This window comes from Pseudomonas sp. SED1 (assembly GCF_034044025.1).
Classification (GTDB): Bacteria; Pseudomonadota; Gammaproteobacteria; order Pseudomonadales; family Pseudomonadaceae; genus Aquipseudomonas.
The window spans coordinates 1-23,930 of the sequence record NZ_JAXCIS010000010.1 but is presented as its reverse complement, the minus strand read 5'-3'; the positions used below and the strand labels follow the sequence as shown (position 1 = coordinate 23,930).

The following is a 23,930-nucleotide window of genomic DNA, read 5'->3' as shown; positions in this document are numbered from 1 at the left end:
GTGGCCGTTACCTAAATAACGGATATGTACCCAATCACTGAGCTGGCTTGCAGGCCATGGCATCAAGCTTTTGCAGCCAGTTCGCGCAGCACCTTGAGCAACGTGGTCTCACCCTTGACCACGTCCGCTTGCTCAAAACAGATCCAACCTTCGTTAAACCCATCAATCATGCGCATGCGCGGCATTGGATTCTGCGCGCCTTGCTCACGAAACATCGGCTCCCACGTATCACGAGGCACCACCTGCGCAGTCACACCGCGACCAAGCACTTCGGTCAAGGTGCGTGCGATGTCGTTCGGGCTGACCCATTGGCCTTCCAGCTCAACTACCCGACGCCCGCTCCAATGTTGCTGCAGCAGTTGCGCAGCGAGGCGGCCGACGTCGGCGGTGGCGATCATCGGTACGGTCTTATCCAGCGGTTGCAGGAAGCTGTAGATCACTCCGTGCTCACGGGCCGTGGCTACGTCGTAGGCGGCGTTTTCCATAAACCAGCCTGGGCGCAGGAAGGTCACCGGCACGCTCAACGCGCTCAGCGCCTGTTCCATCAAGGTGCGTTGGGTCAGCAGGTTCAGGTGTTCGGCCTGGGCGCCAATGGTCGACAGGCACACTACTTTTTGTGGGGCCGCCGCCTCGATGGCTTGGGCAACGGCGGCAATCACCTTGCGCGCCTCGGGGAAGCCGAGCTCCGGGTCGAAATCCGAAGGCGGCAGGATGAACACGCCGGTGGCGCCCTTGAACGCTGCGGTGAGGGCGGCGGCGTCGTCCATATTGGCGATGGCGACCTCGCATCCGAGGGCGGCCCATTCGGCGCCTTTGCTGGCATCGCGAATGACTGCCCGCACGGGTTGACGATCGTTGAGGAGAAAGCGCGCGAGGGCGCCGCCGACTTTGCCTGTGATTCCGGTGATGACATACATGGTGTTTACGCCTGTTGTTTCAATGGGTGGATCAAGCATAAACACCGCTCTGCGTTGACAGAATAGCGATCCCGTCACTGCATCAGTGACTCAAAATCATGAATCACCCAGCGGTGGCAACCGGCGTTTTACCGGGGTTTTCTTGACGATGGCGGTGTTGGTTTCAGCGTACGCGTTGAGCTTATCCAGCAGCGTGTCGAGTTGGTCCATGGTGCGCACATGCAGGCGTGCGATGAAGCAGTCATCGCCGGTCACCTTGTCGCATTCGGTGAACTCGGGGATCGCCTGGATCTGGCGCTCCACCTCCTGCAGTTTCCCAGGCAGCGGGCGGATGCGCACGATGGCTTGCAGCAGATAGCCAAAATGCTTGGGGTCAATGTCCACGGTGTAGTTCTTCAAGACGCCGCGCTCTTCCAGGCGCCGCAGCCGTTCGCCGACGCTGGGGGAGGAGAGGCCGGTGATGCCCGCCAAGGCCTTGAGGGACAGGCGCGAATCGTCCATCAGCGCGGCGATCAGTTGCTGGTCAATGCTGTCAATCATGCTCGCTCCGAAAGTAATGCCTGGGGTTTGCCTAATAAGAATAGGCAAAATTCAAGGTTCGCCTTATTTAGAATCTGGAGTCACTACAAGCCAGATTGCCATAATTGAGCCTCACTTGAGGAGCTCAATCATGGACAAATCCATACGTCGCGGTGCATGGGAAATGGTCGCCGCCATGCTCATCTCCGGCACCATCGGCTGGTTCGTGCTGGTGTCGGGTGTATCGGTGGTCGAAGTGGTGTTTTGGCGCTGCGTGATCGGCGCGCTGACGCTGCTGGTGGTGTGCGGGTTGCTGGGCTACCTGCGCATGGACTTGCTGAGCTACACCAAGCTCGGGCTGGCGATGCTCAGCGGCGTGGCGATTGTGGGCAATTGGTTGCTGCTGTTCGAGTCCTACGCCAAGGCTTCAATCTCTATCAGCACGGCGGTGTATAACGTCCAGCCGTTTATGCTGGTGATGCTGGCCGCGGTGTTCCTGGGGGAGAAAATTACCGTGCAAAAGCTTGCCTGGTTGAGCGTGGCTTTTGTCGGGATGTTGGCGATTGTCACTGCCCATGGCAGTCAGCAAAACACCGGGGATGACTATTTGGTGGGCGTGGCATTGGCGCTGGGTGCGGCGTTTCTGTATGCGATTGCGGCGCTGATCATCAAGCGTTTGAAAGAGGTGCCGCCGCATTTGATGGCGTTGATCCAGGTGACCACGGGCGCCTTGCTGCTGGCACCGCTGATGCAGTGGCACAGCCTGTCTGCATCGATGGATGCTTGGGCGGCATTGCTGACCTTGGGCGTGGTGCATACCGGCTTGATGTACGTGTTGCTGTATGGCGCGATCCAGAAGTTGCCGACGGCAATCACCGGGGCGTTGTCATTTATCTACCCGATTGCGGCAATCTTTGTCGACTGGATTGCCTTTGGGCATCGCCTGGGCTGGATGCAATGGCTGGGCGTGGCGGCGATTTTGCTCGCGGCGGCGGGGTTGCAGCGGGGTTGGTGGTGGCGCTCGAAAACAGCGGTGAGCGTCACGCCGTAGCATGACGCTCACCGGCGACTCAGTGTGCGCCGCGCGGGATGGTCTTGAGCAGGTCGTCCGGGCTGATATAACCCACCACGCTGCCCGGTTGCGGCAGGCCGAGGATGTGGCCCTTGATCTTGCCAATCACATGCATCTCGCAAGGCTTGCAGTCGAACTTCAGCGTCAGCACTTCATCGCCGTGGATCAGTTGCATCGGCGCGACCTTGGTCTTCACCCCCGTCACACCCTTGGCCTGTTTAGGGCACAGGTTGAACGAGAAACGCAGGCAGTGCTTGGTGATCATCACCGGCACTTCGCCGGTTTCTTCGTGGGCTTCGTACGCCGCGTCGATCAGTTGCACGCCATGGCGGTGATAGAAGTCGCGGGCCTTCTGGTTGTAGACGTTGGCCAGGAACGACAGGTGCGATTCCGGGTACACCGGCGGCGGCGTGGTTTCCGCCTTGCGGCCGCCCCGTGGATGGGCCTGGATACGCGCCTCGGTCAGCGCCTCGATCACTTCGCGGCGCAAGGACTTGAGCTGCGAGTTCGGGATGAAGAACGCTTGCGGCGCATCCAGCTCGATCGCAGTGGCGTGGTACTGGGTGGTGCCCAGTTGGCCCAGCAGGTCGCGCAGGGTTTCCAGCGCCTGTTCCGGCTTGTTGGCCACGCCAAACGGGCCGGGCAGGGTGACGCTGGCGCTGATGCCTTCTTCGCTGGTGACGGTCAGCTCCAGGCGGTCTTCCTGCAAGCGAGCCACCCACGTCACGCCGATACGACGCTCGGCGGAGGTCTTCAGTAGCGCCTGCTGCCAGTTATGGTCCAGGTTGCGGTTCAACGGATGATTCGGCCGCAGTTGATGCAGGCTGGCCGGCATCTCGTTGGGCTCGACGCGGTAGCGGTAGCGCTTCTCGCCGTCTTCTTCGAACTCACCTTTAGCTTCTGCGATGTTGGCGCGGAAACCCACCACTTCACGCTTGATCAGCACATTGAGGCCGTCGCCATTGGACAGCGGCTCATGGGTGACCACTTGCAAGTCACGCTTGCCGGCTTTTTCCACCACACCCACCGGCAGGCCGGTAAAGGTCGGAGTGTCGAAGGCGCCGATGTCGACCTTGCGGTCGGTGACGAAGTAGTCGGTGCTGCCACGGTGGAAAGTCTTTTCCGGGTCCGGCAGGAAGAAATGCGCGGTGCGGCCGCTGGAGGCGCGAGCCAGGTCCGGGCGGTCTTCGAGAATCTCGTCCAGGCGCTGACGGTAATAGGCGGTGATGTTCTTCACATAGCCCATGTCCTTGTAGCGGCCTTCGATCTTGAACGAACGCACGCCGGCATCCACCAGGGCGCGCAGGTTGGCGCTCTGGTTGTTGTCTTTCATCGACAACAGGTGCTTTTCAAAGGCAACCACACGGCCCTGATCATCTTTCAGGGTGTAGGGCAGGCGGCAGGCCTGGGAGCAATCGCCGCGGTTGGCGCTGCGGCCATTCTGGGCGTGGGAGATGTTGCACTGGCCGGAGAAGGCCACGCACAACGCGCCGTGGATGAAAAACTCGATGGCGGCATCGGTTTCATCGGCAATCGCACGGATTTCCTGCAGGTTCAGCTCACGGGCCAATACCAACTGCGAAAAACCGGCCTGGTCGAGAAATTTGGCCCGGCCCAGGGTGCGGATGTCGGTCTGGGTGCTGGCGTGCAGCTCGATGGGCGGAATATCCAGCTCCATCACCCCCAGGTCCTGGACGATCAGCGCATCGACACCGGCATCGTAAAGCTCGTGGATCAGCTTGCGCGCCGGCTCCAGCTCATTGTCGTGCAGGATCGTGTTGATGGTGGTGAACACCCGCGCGTGGTAGCGCCGGGCGAACTCCACCAACTGCGCGATATCGCTCACGTCATTGCAGGCGTTATGGCGTGCGCCGAAACTCGGGCCGCCTATGTACACGGCATCGGCGCCATGCAAGATGGCCTCGCGGGCGATGGCGACATCGCGCGCAGGGCTGAGCAATTCCAGGTGATGCTTGGGCAAGGACATAGTTTTTTTAGTCAGGCTTGTCACGGAGGCGGGCATTGTAGCTGCGAAATGCGCTATCGACATCTACCATGCCGCTCGTGTGGGAGCCGGGCTTGCCCGCAATGCAGACACCGCGGTGTATCAGTGACACCGAGGCGATCCCATCGCAGCCTCGCTGGGGCTCGACAGCTCCCACATTTGATCACAGTGGGGTGATATAGAGCGTTTGGCTCAGGCCTTGGCGGCCATCGCCGTGACTTCAACCCGCATGCCTTCCACGGCCAGGGCTGCCACGCCCACCGCTGCACGGACTGGCCAAGGCTTGGCGAAATAACGTTTGTAGACTTCGTTGAACGCAGCGCGGTCGGCCATGTCGGTCAGGTAAATGGTCAAGTGCATGACCCGGTCAATCGAGCTGCCGGCGCGCTCCAGGGCCACCTTGAGGGCTTGCAGGGTACATTCGCTTTGCAGGGTGATGTCGCCCAGCTCCAGGCTGCCGTCGGCGCGGGTGGGGATTTGCGTAGAGACGAGGATGCCGTTGAAGCCGATGACGTCGGAGGAGATGGAATCCGGGTCGAGGTCGGGGGTGAAGGCGAGGTCGTGGTTGGCCATGGGGTTCTCTTGTTTGAGAGGATTGAAATGGCTGCCAGTCTATCGATTACGGGTGCGTTGAAAAAAGTTATTCTTGCCGGCTATCTCAAGACTATTGCAAGGACGTAACCCTTCAAATGCTTAAATATGCATCTGTAACCACGAGAGCCGACGCGGCCCGCCCTAAGAAAAGCATTGCCTGGTTAGTGTTCGGTTTGGTCGTTGCCGCGGGCGGCCTTATCGCTGCGCCTACACTTCAGCGTGACCCGGCTGGCTCTACAACGATGGTCACCGCCAGCTTGATAATGCTTGTGATGGTCGTTGAATGTTCGTTGAGCCGATTCATCAAAGGCTTGGTACTGATCGGCTTCGGGGTCTTTTTGCAGGCTACATACCTACCGACGTTTTTCCCTCCTATCGAGTTCCCGAACTTTTTGCAAGAAGCTGAAAATCAAAAAATAGTCTTGTTCAATTTGATGATTACCCTCGCTTGCGGAGGTGCCGGTGGCAGCTTGATTGCGGCGCACGCTGAAGTAAGCTCCAACGACCGTGCAAAGTCTGCGCAATCGAATACGCAACAAACGAGCATCGACTACACAAGCCAACTGGATGAACTCGTCAAAAACGCTGAAGCGATGAATACCAAAATCAATGGGTTGATGTGTATGTGCGGTGCTCTGTTTGTAATCATCGCGCTACTGCTGCTTTTTCGATCAAGCTGAGCAGACCCGTCGCCGGCCTTTGCGCGACGCGGAATTTTTAACCGGCTCGCGGTAAAGAACCAGTGAAGGGATGATTAAACTCGATTAATTAAAATTCACTACGCATGCACGCACGCTGCTGTAGTTTTAATCCTGTCTTAGCCGCTCTGCTTCGACAAAATCCTTTGGTTTGCCGCCGCAGTCTCTGCGGCGGATTTTTTATGGGCGATAATGTAGATATATTTAACTAATTTATAAAGTGGCACTTTGATAGTTGGCTTGATCAAACTATCAGTACACGGAGACGGACTCGTACCTGCCCCATTTCGCATAACTGCTGTGCAGCATAAGGGATTAATCCACCGCCGCTGAATGCCTATAGTTCTTTCACCGCCGCAACCTCCCACGGGCCGTTGCGAAATCCAGCCGTAGATTGAGGTGATCATAATGAACAGCGAATTCAAGCCTGATGTGACCGATACCCAGCCACTGCACCTGCTCGACGCCGAGTACTTCGAATACAGCAAAGCCGCCAACCCCATCAGCGCCAACCTGATTCCCCGCATTCCCTACCACAGCTTCCCGGCCTCGCTGTATGACAGCGGCCCGTCCCGGGTGGTCCCGCTGGACCTCAGTGATGCACTCGGCTGCGAAGGCCCGGCAACGGGGCCGGGGCTGTGTGCAAATTTCATTCGCCTGAACGCAGGCGACACGCTGGAGCTGCGACCCAATGCCACCTCACAGGTGTTTTATGTGATTGCGGGGCAGGGCAGTGTGGCCCAGGGCGAGCATCACATCGAATGGTCCAAAGGCTGCTTCATTGCGCTGCCGGGCCTGCTGCAGGCGCAGTTCAGTGCATCTGAGGATGCGCGCCTGTACTACGTGCACGATGAACCGATGTTGCGCTACTTGGGCGTGACCCGCAGTGCCGATCGCTTCGTGCCGACGCTGTATCCCGCAGAACTGGCCAATGCAAAGCTGCGTGAAGCCGCCGATGATCCCCGCGCCCAGGATCGCAGCCGTATCAGCATCCTGCTGGGCAATCGCAATTTCCCGCAGACCCGAACCGTGACCCATGTGCTGTGGGCGATGTACGGCATCCTGCCGGCCGGGTCGATTCAAAAGCCTCATCGGCACCAGTCGATTGCGCTGGATTTCATCATCGATTGCCCCAAGGGTTGCTACTCGCTGGTGGGCACCGAGCTGGAGGCCGATGGCCAGATCCGCAATCCGGTGCGGGTCGACTGGTCGCCGGGGTTGGCCTTCGTCACACCTCCAGGCTACTGGCATGCCCACTTCAACGAGTCCGACATGGAAGCCTTCCTGATTCCGATCCAGGATGCGGGGCTGCAAACCTATCTGCGGTCGCTGGATATCCGCTTCAGTTGAGACGTTTCCAGTGCGGTGTTTCGCCTAGCTGCTCGACGATAAAGTCGATGAAGCACCTCACCTTGGAGGACACGATGCGCTTGGGTGGATAAACGAACCACACCGCCGGTTCGCGGCCGGCGATCCGGATATTCCACTCAGGCAACCACACCACCAGCTCGCCGGCTTCAATGCTCTTGGCCACCAGCCAGTCGGGCAGCAAGGCAAATCCCAGGCCTTGTTGTGCGGCGATCAGCTGTGCGTCGAGGTCGTTGATGCGGATAGCGTCGTTATGCACCAACGGCGACACTTCATGCCCGTTGGCAAAAGCAACATCCGCCGCGACATCCCGCCCCAGAATCACCGGCAGCGCTGCGAGTTCCGAAGGGGCGGACGGCGCCGGATGCTCCTGGCACAACCCCGGGCTGGCCACCAGCCGATAGCGCTCATCGCAAATCTTGCGTGCCTTCAAGGTGGAATCGGCCAGGGTTCCAATGCGGATCGCCAGGTCCGCGCCGGCATGAATCAGGTTGACGTGAGTGTCATCCAGCATCAGTTCCAGCTTGATCTGCGGGTAGCGGGCCAGGAAGGCATTCAACGTGGGGAGGATATGGTGACGGGCAAATGCGGGCGGCAGGTTGAGCTTGAGCACGCCCCGTGGCTGCTCGTTCAATGCGGAGGTGGCGGCCTTGGCTTGTTCCAGTTCATCCAGCACCCGGCGTGCGTGCATCAGGAACGTCTGGCCACCTTCAGTCAGGTGCAGCGTGCGCGTAGAGCGGTTGAACAAGGCGATGCCAAGGTCCTGTTCCAGGTCCTTCACGTAGCGTGAAACCGTGGAGGCCTTGATGCCAAGCCGGTCGGCGGCGCGGGAGAAGTTATTGCCCTCGGCGGCTTCGACAAAGGCGGTTAACGCAGCGAAGTAATCCAAGGGCGGCCTCGATCTTGACGGTGGGTTGCCTGGCCTACAGCGGCGTCAGCACATTCATTACGGTGTCCAGCGCGACCCGGGTATCGTCCAGTTGCACCAGGGAGGCATGCCGCGCGCCGAGGGCGTCACGGTTCTTGATCGCCGTGAGGATCGCCTTGTGCCGGGGCAGGCTGAGGCCCTGGATGTCGGGGCGACGGTTGGTGATGTTGATGGACTCGCGAAGTGGCAGCGACAGCATGTTGCACATGTAGGCCAGCAAGTCGTTGCGGGTCGCATCGGCAATTGCGCGGTGGAAGTCCAGGTCGGCCTGCAACAGCGCGTCGTGGGTCTGGGCGGTTTCCATGCCCTGGTAGGCCTTTTCGATGACGGCAATATCGGCATCGGTAGCGGTAGAAGCCGCCATGGCGGCGATTTCCGGCTCCAGGATGCGGCGTACACCGGCCAGGGTATTGAAAAACTCGCTGTGGGGCGTCGACTGCATCAGCCAGGACAGTACGTCCGGGTCCAGCAGGTGCCATTGCACCCGCGGGCGCACCACGGCGCCGACCTTGGGCTTGGAAATGACCAGGCCCTTGGCGCTCAGTACCCGCGTCGCCTCACGCAACACCGACCGGCTGACCTTGTATTCCTCGCACAAGGTCGCCTCCATGGGCAGTCGTTCTTCCGGCTTGAAGCGTCCGGAAACGATGTGCATGCCCAAGTCCTGAACGATTTGGGCGTGCATGCTCTTGCGCGGCTTGGTCGGCTGCTGATCCATAACAGGGAGGCTACTCTGGCGAAATACGCGGCATCATAGCATTGCTCCTGTCCCAATTAGTGGGAATGACGCGGCACTTCAGCGCCGCGGCAGCCCACCAGGAAGTCGAAGTCGCAGCCCTGGTCTGCCTGCAGCACGTGGTCGATGTACAACTGACGGTAGCCCCCGACAATCAGCTGTTGAGGCGGCGCAAGGTCGGCCATGCGGGCCGCCAGTTCGGCGTCCGGAATGTCCAGGTGCAGGCGGCCATTGGCGCAATCGAGTTCGATCCAGTCGCCTTCCTTGACCGTGGCCAATGGGCCGCCGGCGGCCGCTTCCGGTGCCACGTGCAGCACCACGGTGCCGTAGGCCGTGCCGCTCATGCGCGCATCGGAAATCCGCACCATGTCGGTCACACCCTGGGCCAGCAGTTTGGCCGGCAAGCCCATGTTGCCGACTTCCGCCATGCCCGGGTAACCCTTGGGCCCGCAGTTTTTCATCACCAGGATCGAGTTGGCATCCACGTCCAGCTCCGGGTCGTTGATGCGTTCCTTGTACATGTCGAAGTTCTCGAACACCACGGCACGCCCGCGGTGCTGCATCAGCTCGGGGCTGGCAGCCGATGGCTTGAGTACCGCACCCAGTGGCGCGAGGTTGCCCCGCAGCACACAAATGCCGCCGTCGGCACGGATCGGATTGTCGAGGGTACGGATCACTTCGTCCTGGCCGTAGATCGGCGCTTCCCGGGTGTTGTCACCGAGGGACTTGCCGTTGACAGTCAGGGCGTTCGGATGCGGGATCAGGTTGGCTTCACCGAGGCGGCGCAGCACCGCCGGCAGGCCGCCGGCGTAGTAGAACTCTTCCATCAGGAAGCGCCCGGACGGTTGCAGGTCGACGATGGTCGGCATGCCGCGGCCCATGCGGGTCCAGTCGTCCAGGTCGAGCTCGACGCCGATACGCCCGGCGATGGCTTTCAGGTGAATCACCGCGTTGGTCGAGCCGCCAATGGCTGCGTTGACGCGGATCGCGTTTTCGAAGGCCTCCTTGGTCAGGATCTTCGACAGCTTCAAGTCTTCACGCACCATCTCTACTGCGCGCATGCCCGACATGTGCGCCAGTACATAACGGCGCGCATCCACCGCCGGAATCGCTGCGTTGTGGGGCAGGGAAGTGCCCAGGGCTTCGGCCATGCAAGCCATGGTCGAAGCGGTGCCCATGGTGTTGCACGTACCTGCCGAGCGCGACATGCCGCCTTCGGCCGCGAGGAAATCGTCGAGGGTTATGGTGCCCGCCTTGACCTGTTCGCTGAGCTGCCACACCACGGTGCCCGAGCCAATGTCCTGACCCTTGTGCTTGCCGTTGAGCATAGGCCCGCCGGTGACGACGATCGCTGGCACGTCGCAACTGGCAGCGCCCATCAGCAGCGCCGGGGTGGTCTTGTCACAACCGGTCAGCAGCACCACGCCATCGATGGGGTTGCCGCGAATGGCTTCCTCCACGTCCATGCTGGCCAGGTTGCGGGTGAGCATGGCGGTGGGGCGCAGGTTCGATTCGCCGTTGGAGAACACCGGAAACTCCACGGGAAAGCCGCCCGCTTCAATCACCCCACGTTTCACGTGCTCGGCAATCTGGCGGAAATGCGCGTTGCAGGGGGTCAGTTCCGACCAGGTGTTGCAGATCCCGATGATCGGTTTGCCATGGAACTGATGATCGGCAATCCCCTGATTTTTCATCCAGCTGCGGTACATGAAGCCGTTTTTATCGGCGGTACCAAACCAGCTGGCGGAGCGCAGGACGGGCTTTTTCTCGGACATGGTCGACTCTCTTATTGTAAGACTATATTGATCTAATCTCGGCTTAACATAGGCGTAAATTCGATGCTTTGGAAGTGTTGTTGATTAAATAGTAATACTATATAGTCCGATTCAACGAGGCTTGGCCCTGGCGAATTTCCGCGAGAGGCGACCCGCAACGCTCTATAAAAATAACAATCGGAGACTGCTCACATGAGCCAGGAACAGCGGCTGATACGTCGCATCACGCTGAAACTGATTCCCTTCCTGATCTTGCTGTACCTGATTGCCTACGTGGACCGCTCGGCCGTGGGCTTCGCCAAATTGCACATGGGCGCAGATGCCGGCATCGGTGATGCCGCGTATGGACTGGGGGCAGGGCTGTTCTTTATTGGTTACTTCCTTCTGGAAATCCCCAGCAACCTGATGCTCGACCGTTTCGGCGCGCGGCGCTGGTTCGCGCGGATCATGGTCACCTGGGGCGCCATCACCATCGGTATGGCATTCGTCCAGGGCCCCCACAGTTTCTATGTGATGCGCTTTCTGCTGGGCGCCGCCGAAGCCGGGTTCTTCCCGGGAGTCCTCTACTACATCACCCAATGGTTCCCGGTGCGCCACCGCGGCAAGATCCTCGGGCTGTTCATCCTGTCCCAGCCCATCGCCATGATGATCACCGGCCCCGTGGCGGGCGGCTTGCTCGGCATGAACGGAATCCTCGGCCTGCACGGCTGGCAATGGCTGTTCATTGTCATCGGCACCCCGGCGATCCTGCTGACCTGGCCGGTGCTGCGTTACCTGCCGGACGGGCCGCAACAGGTCAAATGGATGGACCAGGCCGAGAAGGACTGGCTCACCGGTGAACTGGCCAAAGACCTGCAAGCCTACGGCCAGACCCGGCACGGCAACCCGCTGCATGCCCTGAAGGACAAACGTGTATTGCTGCTGGCGCTGTTCTACCTGCCGGTGACCTTGAGCATTTATGGCCTGGGCCTGTGGCTGCCGACCTTGATCAAACAGTTCGGCGGCAGCGACCTGACCACCGGTTTCGTGTCGGCGGTGCCCTACATCTTCGGGATCATCGGCTTGCTGATTGTGCCCCGCAGTTCCGACCGCTTGAATGATCGCTACGGCCACCTCGCGGTGCTTTACGTGCTGGGGGCCATCGGCCTGTTCTTCAGCGCCTGGCTGACAGTGCCACTGTGGCAACTGGCAGCGCTGTGCCTGGTGGCGTTCGCGCTGTTCTCTTGCACGGCGGTGTTCTGGACCTTGCCGGGACGTTTCTTTGCCGGCGCGAGTGCGGCGGCAGGTATCGCCTTGATCAACTCGGTGGGCAACCTCGGCGGCTACATCGGGCCGTTCGTGATTGGCGCCCTCAAGGAGTACACCGGCAACCTCGCGTCGGGCCTGTACTTCCTGGCCTGCGTGATGCTGTTCGGGGTGGTGCTGACGGGCGTGGTCTACCGGTTGCTGGAGCGCAAACATGTGCTGCCGCCCGACCAGTTCGCCGCCAGCGCCCGTGGCGCCACGCGTACTTAATTGGCAATCAGGAGAAGACTCATGGGTTTAGTGCAGTTTGAATTGAGCAACGGCGAACGCCGGGTAGGCGTGGTCGAGGGCGGACAGGTGCGCGAAGTGCAATCGGCACGCACGGTGCGCGACCTGGCACTCGCCGCCATCGAGGCCGGTGTCACCTTGCAACAGCAAATAGAGCATCTGGGCCTGGCCGCCAGCCACGACTACGCCGAACTGCTGGCCGGGCAAAGGATCCTGCCCCCGCTGGATCACCCCGACCCGGCGCATACGCTGGTCAGCGGTACCGGCCTGACCCACCTGGGCAGCGCGTCGGCGCGGGACAAGATGCACCAGCAGGCCGGTGACGAGAGCACGATGACCGATACCATGCGCATCTTCAAATGGGGCGTGGAGGGCGGCAAACCCGCCTCTGGCCAAGCCGGTGTCCAGCCCGAGTGGTTCTACAAGGGCGACGGCAGCATCGTGGTGCGCCCGGGCCAGCCGTTCCCGTGGCCGGCGTTTGCCGAAGACGCCGGCGAAGAGCCGGAAATCGCCGGGCTGTATGTAATTGGTCACGACGGCAAGCCGTATCGCCTGGGCTACGCGGTGGGCAATGAGTTTTCCGATCACGTGATGGAGCGCAAGAATTACCTGTACCTGGCCCACTCCAAACTGCGCAGTTGCAGCTATGGCCCCGAGTTGCGCCTGGGTGAACTGCCCAGGCACCTGGCGGGCACCAGCCGCATCCTGCGCAACGGCGAGGTGCTGTGGCAGAACGAATTCCTCAGTGGCGAAGCCAACATGTGCCACAGCCTCGAAAACCTTGAATACCACCATTTCAAATACAGCCAGTTCCTGCGGCCCGGGGACGTGCATATCCACTTCTTCGGCACGGCAACCCTGTCGTTTGCCGACGGCATTCGTACCCAGCCAGGCGATGTGTTCGAAATCAGCCAGGCCGAATTCGGCGCGCCCTTGATCAACGGCATTACCAAGGTCGAAGGGGTCGTTGCACCCGGCGGCGTAGGCACTCTTTAAAGGAGACAGGCATGACCCGGATTTACGGCCACAACTACATCGGCGGCCAGCGCAGCGCCACCGGCAGCGTCACGCTGCAAAGCGTCGACGCCACTACCGGCGAAGCGTTGCCCTATGATTTCTACCAGGCGACGGCGCAGGAAGTCGATGCGGCAGCCACCGCCGCGGCGGCGGCTTACCCGGCCTATCGCAGCCTTAGCGCGCAGCATCGCGCGTCGTTCCTGGAGGCGATAGCCGACGAACTGGACGTGCTTGGCGATGACTTCATCGCCTTGGTCTGCCGAGAAACGGCGTTGCCCGCCGGGCGTATCCAGGGCGAGCGCGGCCGTACCAGCGGCCAGATGCGGTTATTCGCCAAGGTGCTGCGGCGCGGTGATTTCTACGGTGCGCGGATCGATCAGGCGCTGCCGGATCGCCAGCCTTTGCCACGCCCGGATTTGCGCCAGTACCGCATCGGTCTCGGGCCGGTCGCGGTGTTTGGGGCGAGTAATTTCCCCTTGGCCTTTTCCACTGCCGGTGGCGACACCGCCGCCGCGCTGGCGGCCGGCTGCCCGGTGGTGTTCAAGGCCCACAGCGGCCACATGGCCACTGCCGAGTGGGTCGCCGATGCGATCATGCGGGCGGCGCAGAGCACCGGGATGCCCGACGGCGTGTTCAATATGATCTTCGGCGGCGGTGTGGGTGAAGCACTGGTCAAGCACCCGGCAATCCGGGCCGTGGGTTTCACCGGTTCCCTCAAGGGTGGCCGGGCCCTGTGTGATATGGCGGCGGCACGTCCGCAACCGATCCCGGTGTTCGCCGAGATGTCCAGCATCAACCCGGTCATCCTGTTGCCCCAGGCGCTGCAAGCCCGGGCAGACAGCATCGCCCGCGACCTGGTCGCCTCGGTGGTGCAAGGGTGTGGCCAGTTCTGCACGAACCCGGGCCTGGTGATCGGGATTGCATCGCCACCGTTCAGCGCATTCATCCAACAGGTCGCCCAACTGATCGGCGACCAGCCGGCGCAAACCATGCTCAATGCCGGCACCTTGAGCAGCTACGGCAAAGGCCTGCATACGCTGCTGGCCCATCCTGGCATCGAGCACCTGGCGGGCCAGGCGCAAACCGGCAATCAGGCGCAGCCACAACTGTTCAAAGCGGATGCCAGCCTGCTGATCAACGGCGATGAAGTGCTGCAGGAAGAAGTGTTCGGCCCCACCACAGTGTTCGTGGAAGTTGCCGACCAGGCGCAACTGAGTGCCGCGTTGCAGGGCCTGCACGGCCAACTGACGGCGACAATCATTGGCGAGCCGGCGGATTTCACCCAGTTCGGCGAGTTGACGCCGCTGCTGGAACAAAAGGTCGGTCGCATCCTGCTCAACGGTTATCCCACCGGCGTCGAGGTGTGTGACGCGATGGTCCACGGCGGGCCTTATCCGGCGACTTCCGATGCCCGTGGCACCTCGGTGGGCACCCTGGCAATCGAGCGTTTCCTGCGACCGGTGTGCTTTCAGAACTACCCTGATAGCCTGCTCCCCGACGCGCTGAAGAATGCCAACCCGTTGCGCATTCAGCGTCTGGTAGATGGGCAGCCGTCGCGCGACGCGCTGTAACCCGTACCACCTGAAAACAACAAGAAAGCAGGAGGTTTCATGTCGTGGAATGCCGTCACACCGCACCGCGCTCGGCTGGGCGAAGGCCCGTTCTGGGACGAGCAGGGCCAGGCGCTGTATTGGGTGGATATCATCGGCCAGCAGGCGTTACGCCTGAAAGACGGGCAACTGCACACCTGGCAACTGCCTGAGCCCGTCTCGGCATTTATCCCGTGTGCCAGCGGTGATGCGCTGGTAACCCTGAGCAGTGGCGTGTATCGCCTCGACCTCGATTCGGCGCCGAGCGATCCCCGCCTGACCTTGCTCTGCGTCGCCGACCCGCAACCGGGCAACCGTGCCAACGAAGCCCGTTGCGATGCCCAGGGCCGGCTGTGGCTGGGCACCATGCAGAACAACATCGGCGAGAACGGTGAAGATTTGCCGGTGCTGCGGCGTTCCGGCGGCCTGTTCCGTGTCGATGCCGACGGGCAGGTCACGCCGTTGCTGCAAGGCCTGGGCATTCCCAACACCTTGCTCTGGAACGACGCCGCCACCCACGTGCATTTCGGCGACAGCCTGGACGGCACGTTGTATCGGCACGTAATCACCGACGATGGTCAGCTTGAACCCGCGCACGTCTGGTTCGGGCCTCACGCTCGTGGTGGCCCGGACGGCTCGGCCATGGACGCCGAAGGCTATATCTGGAATGCCCGCTGGGACGGCAGTTGCCTGCTGCGACTGACGCCGGGCGGCGAAGTCGACCGGGTGATCGAGTTGCCGGTCAGCCGTCCCACCAGTTGCGTGTTCGCAGGCCCCGACCTCAAGACCTTGTACATCACCAGTGCCGCCAGCCCGCTGAATCACCCGCTGGACGGCGCGGTGCTGGCGATCGAGGTCGATGTGCCGGGGAAAACCTGTCACCGCTTTGCAGGATAACCAACAGGCTTTACCGCTGTTTAACGCATTCAAAAACAACAACAAGGAGTCACCCTATGAATCGTCGTCGTGGTATCCGTTCCCTGTGCTGCGCCGCTGTGGCGGTGTCGGCCGTCAGCCTGAGCAGCCTGTTACTGGCAGCAGAGCCAGTAAAAATCGGCTTTCTGGTCAAGCAGGCCGAAGAGCCCTGGTTCCAGACCGAATGGGCCTTCGCCGAAAAAGCCGGCAAGGACAAGGGCTTTGAAGTGATCAAGATCGCCGTGCCCGACGGCGAGAAAACCCTTTCGGCCATCGACAGCCTGGCTGCCAACGGCGCCAAGGGCTTTGTGATTTGCCCGCCGGATGTGTCACTGGGCCCGGCCATCATGGCCAAGGCCAAAGCCAATGGCTTGAAGGTGATCGCCGTGGATGACCGCTTTGTGGATGCCAAGGGCAACTTCATGGAGGACGTGCCTTACCTGGGCATGGCCGCCTTCGAAGTGGGCGAGAAGCAGGGCAGTGCCATGGCCACTGAAGCGAAAAAGCGCGGTTGGGACTGGAAAGACACCTACGCGGTGATCAACACCTACAACGAACTCGACACCGGCAAAAAACGCACCGACGGCTCGGTCAAATCCCTGAAGGCTGCGGGTATTCCGGACGACCACATTCTGTTCGCCGCCCTCAAGACCCTCGACGTACCCGGCAGCATGGACGCCACCAACTCGGCACTGGTGAAACTGCCCAGCGGCGCGAAAAACCTGATCATCGGCGGCATGAACGACAACACCGTGCTCGGCGGCGTGCGCGCCACCGAAAGCGCCGGCTTTGCCGCCGCTAACGTCATCGGTATCGGCATCAACGGCACCGACGCCATCGGCGAGCTGAAGAAAGCCAACAGCGGCTTCTTCGGCTCCATGCTGCCCAGCCCGCACATCGAGGGTTACAACACTGCGAGCATGATGTTCGAGTGGGTCACCACCGGCAAGGAACCACCGAAGTACACAGCGATGGACGAGGTGACGCTGATCACCCGCGAGAACTTCAAGCAGGAGCTGGAAAAGATCGGTCTGTGGAACTGAAGACCGCTGACGTTCCCCGGCGGCCCTGCTGACAGGGCCGCCTGACCTGTGTGACGAGGTGGTTATGCACGCGCAACAGAAACACCCCCACAGCACCGGTGCCAGCCTGTGCTTCAACGATATCGGCAAGACGTTTCCCGGGGTCAAGGCGCTGGATGGCATCAGCTTCAGTGCCCACCCGGGGCAGGTTCACGCCTTGATGGGCGAGAACGGCGCCGGTAAATCCACGCTGCTGAAAATCCTCGGTGGCGCCTATGTGCCAAGCAGCGGCAGCGTGCAGATCGGCGCGCACACCATGGCTTTCAAATGTGCGGCGGACAGCATCGCCAGCGGCGTCGCGGTGATCCACCAGGAGCTGCACCTGGTGCCGGAAATGAGCGTGGCCGAAAACCTGTTCCTCGGGCACCTGCCGGCCAGCTTTGGTTTGATCAATCGCAGCGCGTTGCGCCAGCAGGCATTGGCGTGCCTCAAGGGCCTGGCGGATGAAATCGACCCCCAGGAGAAAGTCGGCCGCCTGTCCCTGGGCCAGCGCCAGTTGGTGGAAATCGCCAAGGCGCTGTCCCGTGGCGCCCATGTGATTGCGTTCGACGAACCCACCAGCAGCCTGTCAGCACGGGAGATCGACCGCCTGATGGCAATCATCGGTCGCCTGCGGGACGAGGGAAAAGTGGTGCTGTACGTGTCCCATCGCATGGAAGAGGTGTTCCGCATCTGCAACGCGGTGACGGTATTCAAGGACGGCCGCTATGTGCGCACGTTCGAGGACATGAGCAGCTTGACCCACGATCAACTGGTGACCTGCATGGTCGGTCGCGACATTCAGGACATCTACGACTACCGGCCCCGCGAGCGGGGTGCGGTGGCACTCAAGGTCAACGGCTTGCTGGGCCCCGGCTTGCGTGAACCGGTGAGTTTCGAGGCCCACCAGGGCGAGATTCTCGGCCTGTTCGGGTTGGTGGGCGCCGGGCGTACCGAGTTGCTGCGGATCCTGGGAGGCCTTGAGCGCAACAGTGCCGGCAGCCTCGATTTGTGCGGCGATGCGCTGCGCCTGCGTTCACCCCGTGACGCCATCGACGCCGGTATTTTGCTGTGCCCCGAGGACCGCAAGAAGGAGGGCATCGTGCCGCTGTCCAGCGTCGCCGAGAACATCAACATCAGCGCGCGCAGTGCCCATTCGCGCTTTGGCTGGTTGTTGCGCAGTGGTTGGGAGAAAGACAACGCTGCCACGCAGATCAAGGCGCTGAAGGTCAAGACGCCCACGGCGGCGCAGAAGATCATGTACCTGTCCGGCGGGAATCAGCAAAAGGCGATTCTCGGGCGGTGGCTGTCGATGCCGATGAAAGTCCTGCTGCTGGACGAGCCCACCCGGGGCATCGATATCGGCGCCAAGGCCGAGATTTACCAGATCATCCATGACCTGGCGGCTCGCGGCATTGCGGTGATTGTGGTGTCCAGCGACCTGATGGAGGTGATGGGCATTTCCGATCGCATCCTGGTGCTGTGTGAAGGCGCGATGCGCGGCGAGATGAGCCGCGAACACGCCAATGAATCCAACCTGCTGCAAATGGCCCTGCCGCGCCAACGCGCCGCGAGCCAGGGGAACTGACGAGGTGACTATGACAAGCCAAAACACTGCTGTGCCCACGGCGCGCAAACCGCTGGACCTGCGCAGCCTGCTCGACAACTGGGCGATGCTGATGGCGGCGGTGGGGATCTTCGTGCTCTGCACCTTGCTGATCGACAACTTCCTGTCGCCGCTCAATATGCGCGGCCTGGGGCTGGCGATCTCCACCACCGGGATTGCCGCGTGCACCATGCTGTATTGCCTGGCGTCAGGGCATTTCGACCTGTCGGTGGGCTCGGTGATTGCCTGCGCCGGGGTCGTGGCGGCGATCGTGATGCGCGACACCGACAGCGTGTTGCTCGGCATCGGTGCCGCACTGCTGATGGGCCTGGTGGTGGGGTTGATCAACGGGATTGTGATCGCCAAGCTGCGGGTGAATGCACTGATCACCACGCTGGCGACCATGCAGATCGTGCGCGGCCTGGCCTATATCTTTGCCAATGGCAAAGCGGTGGGCGTCTCCCAGGATGGGTTCTTCGTCTTCGGCAACGGCCAGTTGTTCGGCGTGCCGGTGCCGATCCTGATCACCATCGTGTGTTTCCTGTTTTTCGGCTGGCTGCTCAACTACACCACCTACGGGCGCAACACCATGGCCATCGGTGGCAACCCGGAAGCCGCGTTGCTGGCGGGGGTGAACGTTGATCGCACCAAGATCATCATCTTCGCCGTGCACGGGGTGATCGGCGCCTTGGCCGGCGTGATCCTTGCCTCACGCATGACCTCCGGGCAGCCGATGATTGGCCAGGGTTTCGAGTTGACGGTGATTTCTGCCTGCGTGTTGGGCGGGGTGTCGTTAAGCGGCGGGATTGGCATGATTCGCCACGTGATTGCCGGGGTGCTGATTCTGGCGATCATCGAGAACGCGATGAACCTGAAGAACATCGACACCTTCTACCAGTATGTGATCCGCGGTTCGATCCTACTGTTGGCGGTGGTGATCGACCGCATGAAACAACGCTGATCCCTGCGCAAGCTTTGATCGTTCCCACGCAGCGTGGGAACGATCAAGCGGGTTCAGTCGGCGGAGAATTTCAGCACGGTGTTTTGGGTGTAGGTCTGCCCGGGATCAAGGCGGGTTGACGGGAAGTTCGGCTGGTTGGGGCCGTCGGGATAATGCTGGGTTTCGAGGGTGAACGCGCTCCAGTGGGCATAAGGTTTGCCGCCCTTGCCCTTGATCGAGCCGTCGAGGAAGTTGCTGGTATAGAACTGTACGCCGGGCTCACTGGTATAGAGCTGCAAGCGCCGCCCGGACTGCGGGTCACGAACGTCAGCGGCCAGTTTGCCGATGTCACCCTTGGCATCCAGCACCCAGTTGAAGTCAAAGCCGCCTTGTTTCGGTTCGGCGAATTTCAGTTGGGGGTGATCGTCCTTGATGTGCTGGCCAATGGCGGTGGGTTTGAGGAAGTCCATCGGTGTACCGGCCACCGGGGCCAGTTCGCCGGTGGGAATCAAGGTGCTGTTGACCGGGGTGTAATGGCTGGCGTGCAAGGTGGCCAGCTGTTTGAGCACGTCACCGTTACCCGCGCCGGCGAGGTTGAAGTAACTGTGGTTGGTGAGGTTCAGCACGGTGGGTTTGTCAGTGGTGGCCTTGTAGTCGATGTGCAGCTCGTTTTTGTCGTTGAGGCTATAAGTGACATCGACTTTCAGGTTGCCGGGAAAGCCCATCTCGCCGTCCTTCGACAGGTAGCTCAGGGTGACGCCCACCGAGTCCTTTTGCTTGACTGGCTGGGCTTTCCACACCTGTTTGTCGAAGCCCTGCGCACCGCCATGCAGGGAGTTCGGCCCGTCGTTGAGGGGCACTTGATAGTGTTTGCCGTCCAGCTCGAAAGCGCCCTTGGCCAGGCGATTGCCAAAACGCCCGATGGTCGCGCCAAAGAACGCGGTGCCGGCCTGATAGCCCTGGACGTTGTCGAAGCCCAGCACCACATCGGCGAACTGGCCGTGTTTGTCCGGTACCTTAAGCGACTGCAACACAGCGCCGTAGGTGATCACCGTGGCTTGTACGCCATGGCTGTTGCGCAACACGTACTGCTCGACGGCGGTGCCGTCATTGGTTTTGCCGAAGGGTTTGTGTTCGCTGGACAGGCCAGCCGCCTGAGCGCCGAGGCTGGCTATCGCCAACGAGAGGCCGAGGCCGGTAAGCAGGAATCGGGATTGCCGCATGACTGAGCTACCTTTTATTGTTGTTGATTAAATAGTTCGACTATTTATTGTATTTCGATCAGATGCAGTGCTGATATATAGACAAATTCGCAAATTTTGCAATATAAAATAAGACTAAATACAGCGGAGTGACCGTCACATGAACACTGAACAACAGGCTGGCGCACAGGCGATGTACCCGGACCTGCGAGATAAAACCGTGCTGATTTCCGGCGGTGCTTCCGGGATTGGCGAATCCATGGTGCGAGCCTTCGCACGCCAGGGTGCCAAGGTTGCGTTCGTGGACCGGGCGCAAGGGCAGGGCGACCGCTTGGCGGCAATCCTGTCGTCCGAGGGGCATGCCGTCGAATTCGCCCATTGCGATATCACCGACGAGATCGCTTACAAGGCCGCCATCAGGCGCCTGGCGCAAACCCTGGGGCCGATCAATGTGCTGGTGAACAATGCCGCCAATGACGTTCGGCACACCCTGGATGAAGTCGACTCAGAGACATTCGACCAACTGATCTCGGTCAACCTGAAGCACGCCTTTTTTGCCGCCCGGGCCGTGGTGCCCATGATGAAAGCCGCAGGGGGCGGGGCGATCATCAACCTGGGTTCCATTGGCTGGATGATGGCTTCCAGCGGATACCCGGTATACGCCGCCAGCAAAGCCGCCGCCCACGGCATGACCCGGGCCCTGGCGCGAGAGCTGGGCCCGAGCCGGATCAGGGTCAACACACTGGTGCCGGGCTGGGTGATGACCGAAAAACAACTGGCGATGTGGGTGGATGATGACGCCCGGGAACTGATCAGCCGCAGCCAGTGTTTGCCGGGAAGTGTGCAGCCGGAAGATATCGCCAATATGGCGCTGTTCCTGGCGTCTGATGTCTCGGCGATGTGCACCGCACAGAACTTCATTGTGGACGGTGGGTGGGTCTAGGCCGGGAAGGGCAGCCATCTCGGATGCAACGAATCGTCACCCGGGGCCTCATACAGTAACGAACGGTGGTTCACATACAGCCACCGCAACCGACTACTTCATGGGTGCAGGTGATTGATTTATGACGGACGCCGATAAGAAACATGTGGCCTGGCTGGTAGAACAATCAATGCTGCAGGCCGCAAAGCAGCGCGCCAAACTCTACTCGGGGCAAGGCAGATTGTGGCAGCAGCCGTATGCCCATACGCGGCCCCGCGATGCTTCAGCCCTGTCGTCGGTGTGGTTCACGGCGTATCCGGCGTCCATCGTCACCCGTGAAAACGGCAGCGTACTCGAAGCCCTGGGCGATGAGACGTTATGGCATGCACTGTCAAAGATCGGCATCCAGGGCATTCACAACGGCCCGTTGAAGCGCTCGGGTGGTCTTTCCGGCACCGAGCACACCCCCACGATTGACGGCAATTTTGACCGCATCAGCTTCGACATCGACCCGCAACTGGGCACCGAGGCCCAACTGCAATCCCTGGCGCGCATGGCCGCCGCGCACAACGCGGTGATCATCGACGACGTGATCCCGTCCCACACCGGCAAAGGCGCGGACTTCCGCCTGGCCGAGATGGCTTACGAAGACTACCCCGGGCTCTACCACATGGTGGAAATCCGCGAGGAAGACTGGCCATTGCTGCCCGAGATTGCCGAGGGGCGTGATGCACAGAACCTCAGCCCGCAGCAGGTCGACGTGCTGAGGGACAAGCACTACATCGTCGGCCAGTTGCAACGGGTGATCTTCTTCGAGCCCGGAGTCAAGGAAACCGACTGGAGCGCGACCGATGTGGTGATCGGCGTGGATGGCAAACCCCGGCGCTGGGTATACCTGCATTACTTCAAGGAAGGCCAACCGTCACTGAACTGGCTGGACCCGACCTTCGCCGCGCAGCAGATGATCATCGGCGACGCCCTGCACGCCATCGACGTGATGGGCGCGAAGATCCTGCGCCTGGACGCCAACGGCTTCCTCGGCGTGGAGCGAAAACTCGAAGGTAACGCCTGGTCTGAAAGCCACCCGCTGTCCATCACCGGCAACCAGATATTAGGCGGGGCGATTCGCAAGGCGGGCGGTTTCAGCTTCCAGGAACTGAACCTGACGGTGGACGACATCGCCGCCATGTCCCACGGCGGCGCCGACCTGTCCTACGACTTCATCACCCGGCCGGCGTACCAGCACGCGTTATTGATGGGCGACACCGAATTCCTGCGCCTGATGCTGCGGGAGATGCACACCCTGGGCATCGACCCCGGCTCGCTGATCCATGCCTTGCAGAACCATGACGAACTGACCCTGGAACTGGTGCACTTCTGGACCCTGCACGCCCATGACAACTACCTGTATCAGGGCCAGACCTTTCCAGGCGGCATCCTGCGCGAGCACATCCGCGAACAGATGTACGAACGCCTCGCCGGCGAACACGCACCCTATAACCTGAAATTCGTGACCAACGGCGTGTCGTGCACCACCGCCAGCATCATCACGGCGGCGTTGGGCATTCGCGACCTTGAAGCGATTACCCCGGCGGATATCCAACAGATCCGCCAGATTCACCTGCTGCTGGTGATGTACAACGCGATGCAACCTGGGGTGTTTGCACTGTCCGGCTGGGACCTGGTGGGCGCACTGCCATTGCCGCCGGAGGAGGTGGCCCACTTGATGCTCGATGGCGACACACGCTGGATCCATCGCGGTGCCTATGACCTGGTGGACCTGAACCCCGACGCGGAGCAATCCGCCGGGCAGATGCCGCGTCCGAAAACCTTGTACGGCAGCCTGATCACCCAACTGGCCGACCCGGATTCGTTTGCCTCGCAACTGCAAAGAATCCTCGCGGTGCGCCGAGCCTACGACATCGCCGCCAGCCGCCAGATCCTGGTGCCGGATGTGCAACACCCAGGGCTGCTGATCATGGTTCACGAACTGCCGGCGGGCAAAGGTACTCAGATCACGGCGCTTAATTTCGGCTCCACACCGATTACGGAAACCCTGCACCTGCCCAATATCGCGCCAGGGCCGGTGGTGGACATCATCAATGAGCGGGTGGAAGGCGATCTGACGCCCGAGGGCGATTTCACCATCACCCTGGATGCGTACGAAGGCTTGGCGCTGCGGGTGGTGAGTAGCTCGCCGATGATCTGATCCACTGTAGGAGCGAGCTTGCTCGCGAAGAACCTGAAGGCGCCGCGTTCATTCTGAATGCCCGCGCCATCGTTAACGTCTTTCGCGAGCAAGCTCGCTCCTACACGGGAACCGGCTGCTGCGCCTCCTGATGGTGCGTGGAGCCAATGAACATATACATCGCCGGCACCATGAACAGCGTCAGCACGGTACCAATCGACAACCCGGCAAAGATCACCAGGCCCATGTCATGCCGCCCCGCAGCCCCGGCACCGGAGGCCCACACCAGCGACCCACTGTAGGAGCGAGCTTGCTCGCGAAGAACCTGAGGGCGCCGCGTTCATT

The 23,930-nt window shown here is 61.2% G+C and carries 20 protein-coding genes and 1 pseudogene; 12 read left to right on the top strand and 9 right to left on the bottom strand.

All coding sequences use genetic code 11. The annotated features are described in order from the left end of the window. Positions 1 to 62 precede the first annotated feature (62 nt). Both SNL23_RS01345 and SNL23_RS01340 read right to left on the bottom strand, forming a co-directional pair. A complete protein-coding gene (locus tag SNL23_RS01345) occupies positions 63 to 917 on the bottom strand; it encodes an NmrA family NAD(P)-binding protein (protein WP_076013477.1) in 855 nt (284 codons plus the stop codon). Positions 918 to 1,013: 96 nt separating this feature from the next. Further along, positions 1,014 to 1,457 (bottom strand): Lrp/AsnC family transcriptional regulator, encoded by a 444-nt coding sequence (locus SNL23_RS01340; RefSeq protein WP_063030264.1) that lies wholly within the window; start codon positions 1,455 to 1,457, stop codon positions 1,014 to 1,016. 130 nt (positions 1,458 to 1,587) lie between these two features. On the opposite strand from SNL23_RS01340, the gene SNL23_RS01335 reads away from it, so the two are divergent. Continuing rightward, on the top strand, positions 1,588 to 2,487 hold the full coding sequence (locus SNL23_RS01335) for a DMT family transporter (protein ID WP_318301394.1): 900 nt from the start codon (positions 1,588 to 1,590) through the stop codon (positions 2,485 to 2,487). 19 nt (positions 2,488 to 2,506) lie between these two features. On the opposite strand, the gene SNL23_RS01330 is transcribed toward SNL23_RS01335, so the two are convergent. Together SNL23_RS01330 and SNL23_RS01325 are read right to left on the bottom strand one after the other, a co-directional pair. After that, entirely contained in the window at positions 2,507 to 4,495 is a 1,989-nt protein-coding gene (locus tag SNL23_RS01330) for a peptidase U32 family protein (RefSeq protein WP_318301393.1), read from the bottom strand. Between the two features lie 210 nt (positions 4,496 to 4,705). Then, on the bottom strand, positions 4,706 to 5,086 hold the full coding sequence (locus SNL23_RS01325; protein WP_010170818.1) for a RidA family protein: 381 nt from the start codon (positions 5,084 to 5,086) through the stop codon (positions 4,706 to 4,708). Between the two features lie 116 nt (positions 5,087 to 5,202). Between SNL23_RS01325 and SNL23_RS01320 the strand changes: the two genes are divergently transcribed. Next, the gene (locus SNL23_RS01320; RefSeq protein WP_318301392.1) at positions 5,203 to 5,787 is read left to right on the top strand and encodes a hypothetical protein; all 585 of its coding nucleotides are present in this window, start codon (positions 5,203 to 5,205) and stop codon (positions 5,785 to 5,787) included. 426 nt (positions 5,788 to 6,213) lie between these two features. Further along, positions 6,214 to 7,155 (top strand): cupin, encoded by a 942-nt coding sequence (locus tag SNL23_RS01315; protein ID WP_318301391.1) that lies wholly within the window; start codon positions 6,214 to 6,216, stop codon positions 7,153 to 7,155. Here the strand turns inward: SNL23_RS01315 and SNL23_RS01310 are convergent. The 3 genes from SNL23_RS01310 to SNL23_RS01300 are packed head-to-tail and all read right to left on the bottom strand — an operon-like array spanning position 7,148 to position 10,612. Then, a complete protein-coding gene (locus SNL23_RS01310) occupies positions 7,148 to 8,062 on the bottom strand; it encodes a LysR family transcriptional regulator (RefSeq protein WP_318301390.1) in 915 nt (304 codons plus the stop codon). The two genes, SNL23_RS01315 and SNL23_RS01310, sit on opposite strands and share 8 nt — an antisense overlap. A 34-nt stretch (positions 8,063 to 8,096) precedes the next feature. Then, entirely contained in the window at positions 8,097 to 8,819 is a 723-nt protein-coding gene (locus tag SNL23_RS01305; RefSeq protein ID WP_167664311.1) for a FadR/GntR family transcriptional regulator, read from the bottom strand. Between the two features lie 56 nt (positions 8,820 to 8,875). Next, positions 8,876 to 10,612 (bottom strand): IlvD/Edd family dehydratase, encoded by a 1,737-nt coding sequence (locus SNL23_RS01300; protein ID WP_318301389.1) that lies wholly within the window; start codon positions 10,610 to 10,612, stop codon positions 8,876 to 8,878. 192 nt (positions 10,613 to 10,804) lie between these two features. Between SNL23_RS01300 and SNL23_RS01295 the strand changes: the two genes are divergently transcribed. From SNL23_RS01295 to araH, 7 genes are all read left to right on the top strand, one after another. Then, the gene (locus tag SNL23_RS01295) at positions 10,805 to 12,127 is read left to right on the top strand and encodes an MFS transporter (protein ID WP_318301388.1); all 1,323 of its coding nucleotides are present in this window, start codon (positions 10,805 to 10,807) and stop codon (positions 12,125 to 12,127) included. 21 nt (positions 12,128 to 12,148) lie between these two features. Next, entirely contained in the window at positions 12,149 to 13,141 is a 993-nt protein-coding gene (gene araD1, locus SNL23_RS01290) for an AraD1 family protein (RefSeq protein WP_318301387.1), read from the top strand. Positions 13,142 to 13,152: 11 nt separating this feature from the next. Then, complete coding sequence (locus SNL23_RS01285) at positions 13,153 to 14,733, top strand: aldehyde dehydrogenase (NADP(+)) (RefSeq protein ID WP_318301386.1); 1,581 nt, start codon at positions 13,153 to 13,155, stop codon at positions 14,731 to 14,733. A gap of 39 nt (positions 14,734 to 14,772) precedes the next feature. Beyond that, positions 14,773 to 15,648, top strand: a complete 876-nt coding sequence (locus SNL23_RS01280; protein ID WP_318301385.1) for an SMP-30/gluconolactonase/LRE family protein — start codon at positions 14,773 to 14,775, stop codon at positions 15,646 to 15,648. A 56-nt stretch (positions 15,649 to 15,704) separates the two neighbouring features. Further along, the gene (locus SNL23_RS01275) at positions 15,705 to 16,709 is read left to right on the top strand and encodes a substrate-binding domain-containing protein (protein WP_076013465.1); all 1,005 of its coding nucleotides are present in this window, start codon (positions 15,705 to 15,707) and stop codon (positions 16,707 to 16,709) included. Positions 16,710 to 16,773: 64 nt separating this feature from the next. After that, a complete protein-coding gene (gene araG / locus SNL23_RS01270; protein ID WP_167664315.1) occupies positions 16,774 to 18,315 on the top strand; it encodes an L-arabinose ABC transporter ATP-binding protein AraG in 1,542 nt (513 codons plus the stop codon). A gap of 10 nt (positions 18,316 to 18,325) precedes the next feature. Continuing rightward, entirely contained in the window at positions 18,326 to 19,294 is a 969-nt protein-coding gene (araH, locus tag SNL23_RS01265; protein ID WP_076013463.1) for an L-arabinose ABC transporter permease AraH, read from the top strand. Between the two features lie 53 nt (positions 19,295 to 19,347). Here araH and SNL23_RS01260 read toward each other — a convergent pair whose 3' ends face one another. Next, entirely contained in the window at positions 19,348 to 20,496 is a 1,149-nt protein-coding gene (locus tag SNL23_RS01260; protein ID WP_318301384.1) for an aldose epimerase family protein, read from the bottom strand. Positions 20,497 to 20,635: 139 nt separating this feature from the next. Here SNL23_RS01260 and SNL23_RS01255 point away from each other — a divergent pair, with 139 nt between their 5' ends. Both SNL23_RS01255 and treS read left to right on the top strand, forming a co-directional pair. Continuing rightward, positions 20,636 to 21,418, top strand: coding sequence for an SDR family NAD(P)-dependent oxidoreductase (locus tag SNL23_RS01255; RefSeq protein ID WP_318301383.1), 783 nt, complete (start codon positions 20,636 to 20,638; stop codon positions 21,416 to 21,418). A 121-nt stretch (positions 21,419 to 21,539) separates the two neighbouring features. Next, complete coding sequence (treS, locus tag SNL23_RS01250; protein WP_318301382.1) at positions 21,540 to 23,606, top strand: maltose alpha-D-glucosyltransferase; 2,067 nt, start codon at positions 21,540 to 21,542, stop codon at positions 23,604 to 23,606. A gap of 100 nt (positions 23,607 to 23,706) precedes the next feature. On the opposite strand, the pseudogene SNL23_RS01245 reads toward treS, so the two are convergent. Beyond that, positions 23,707 to 23,874, bottom strand: a pseudogene (locus SNL23_RS01245) (efflux RND transporter permease subunit); the annotation flags it as partial. Positions 23,875 to 23,930: the final 56 nt, after the last annotated feature.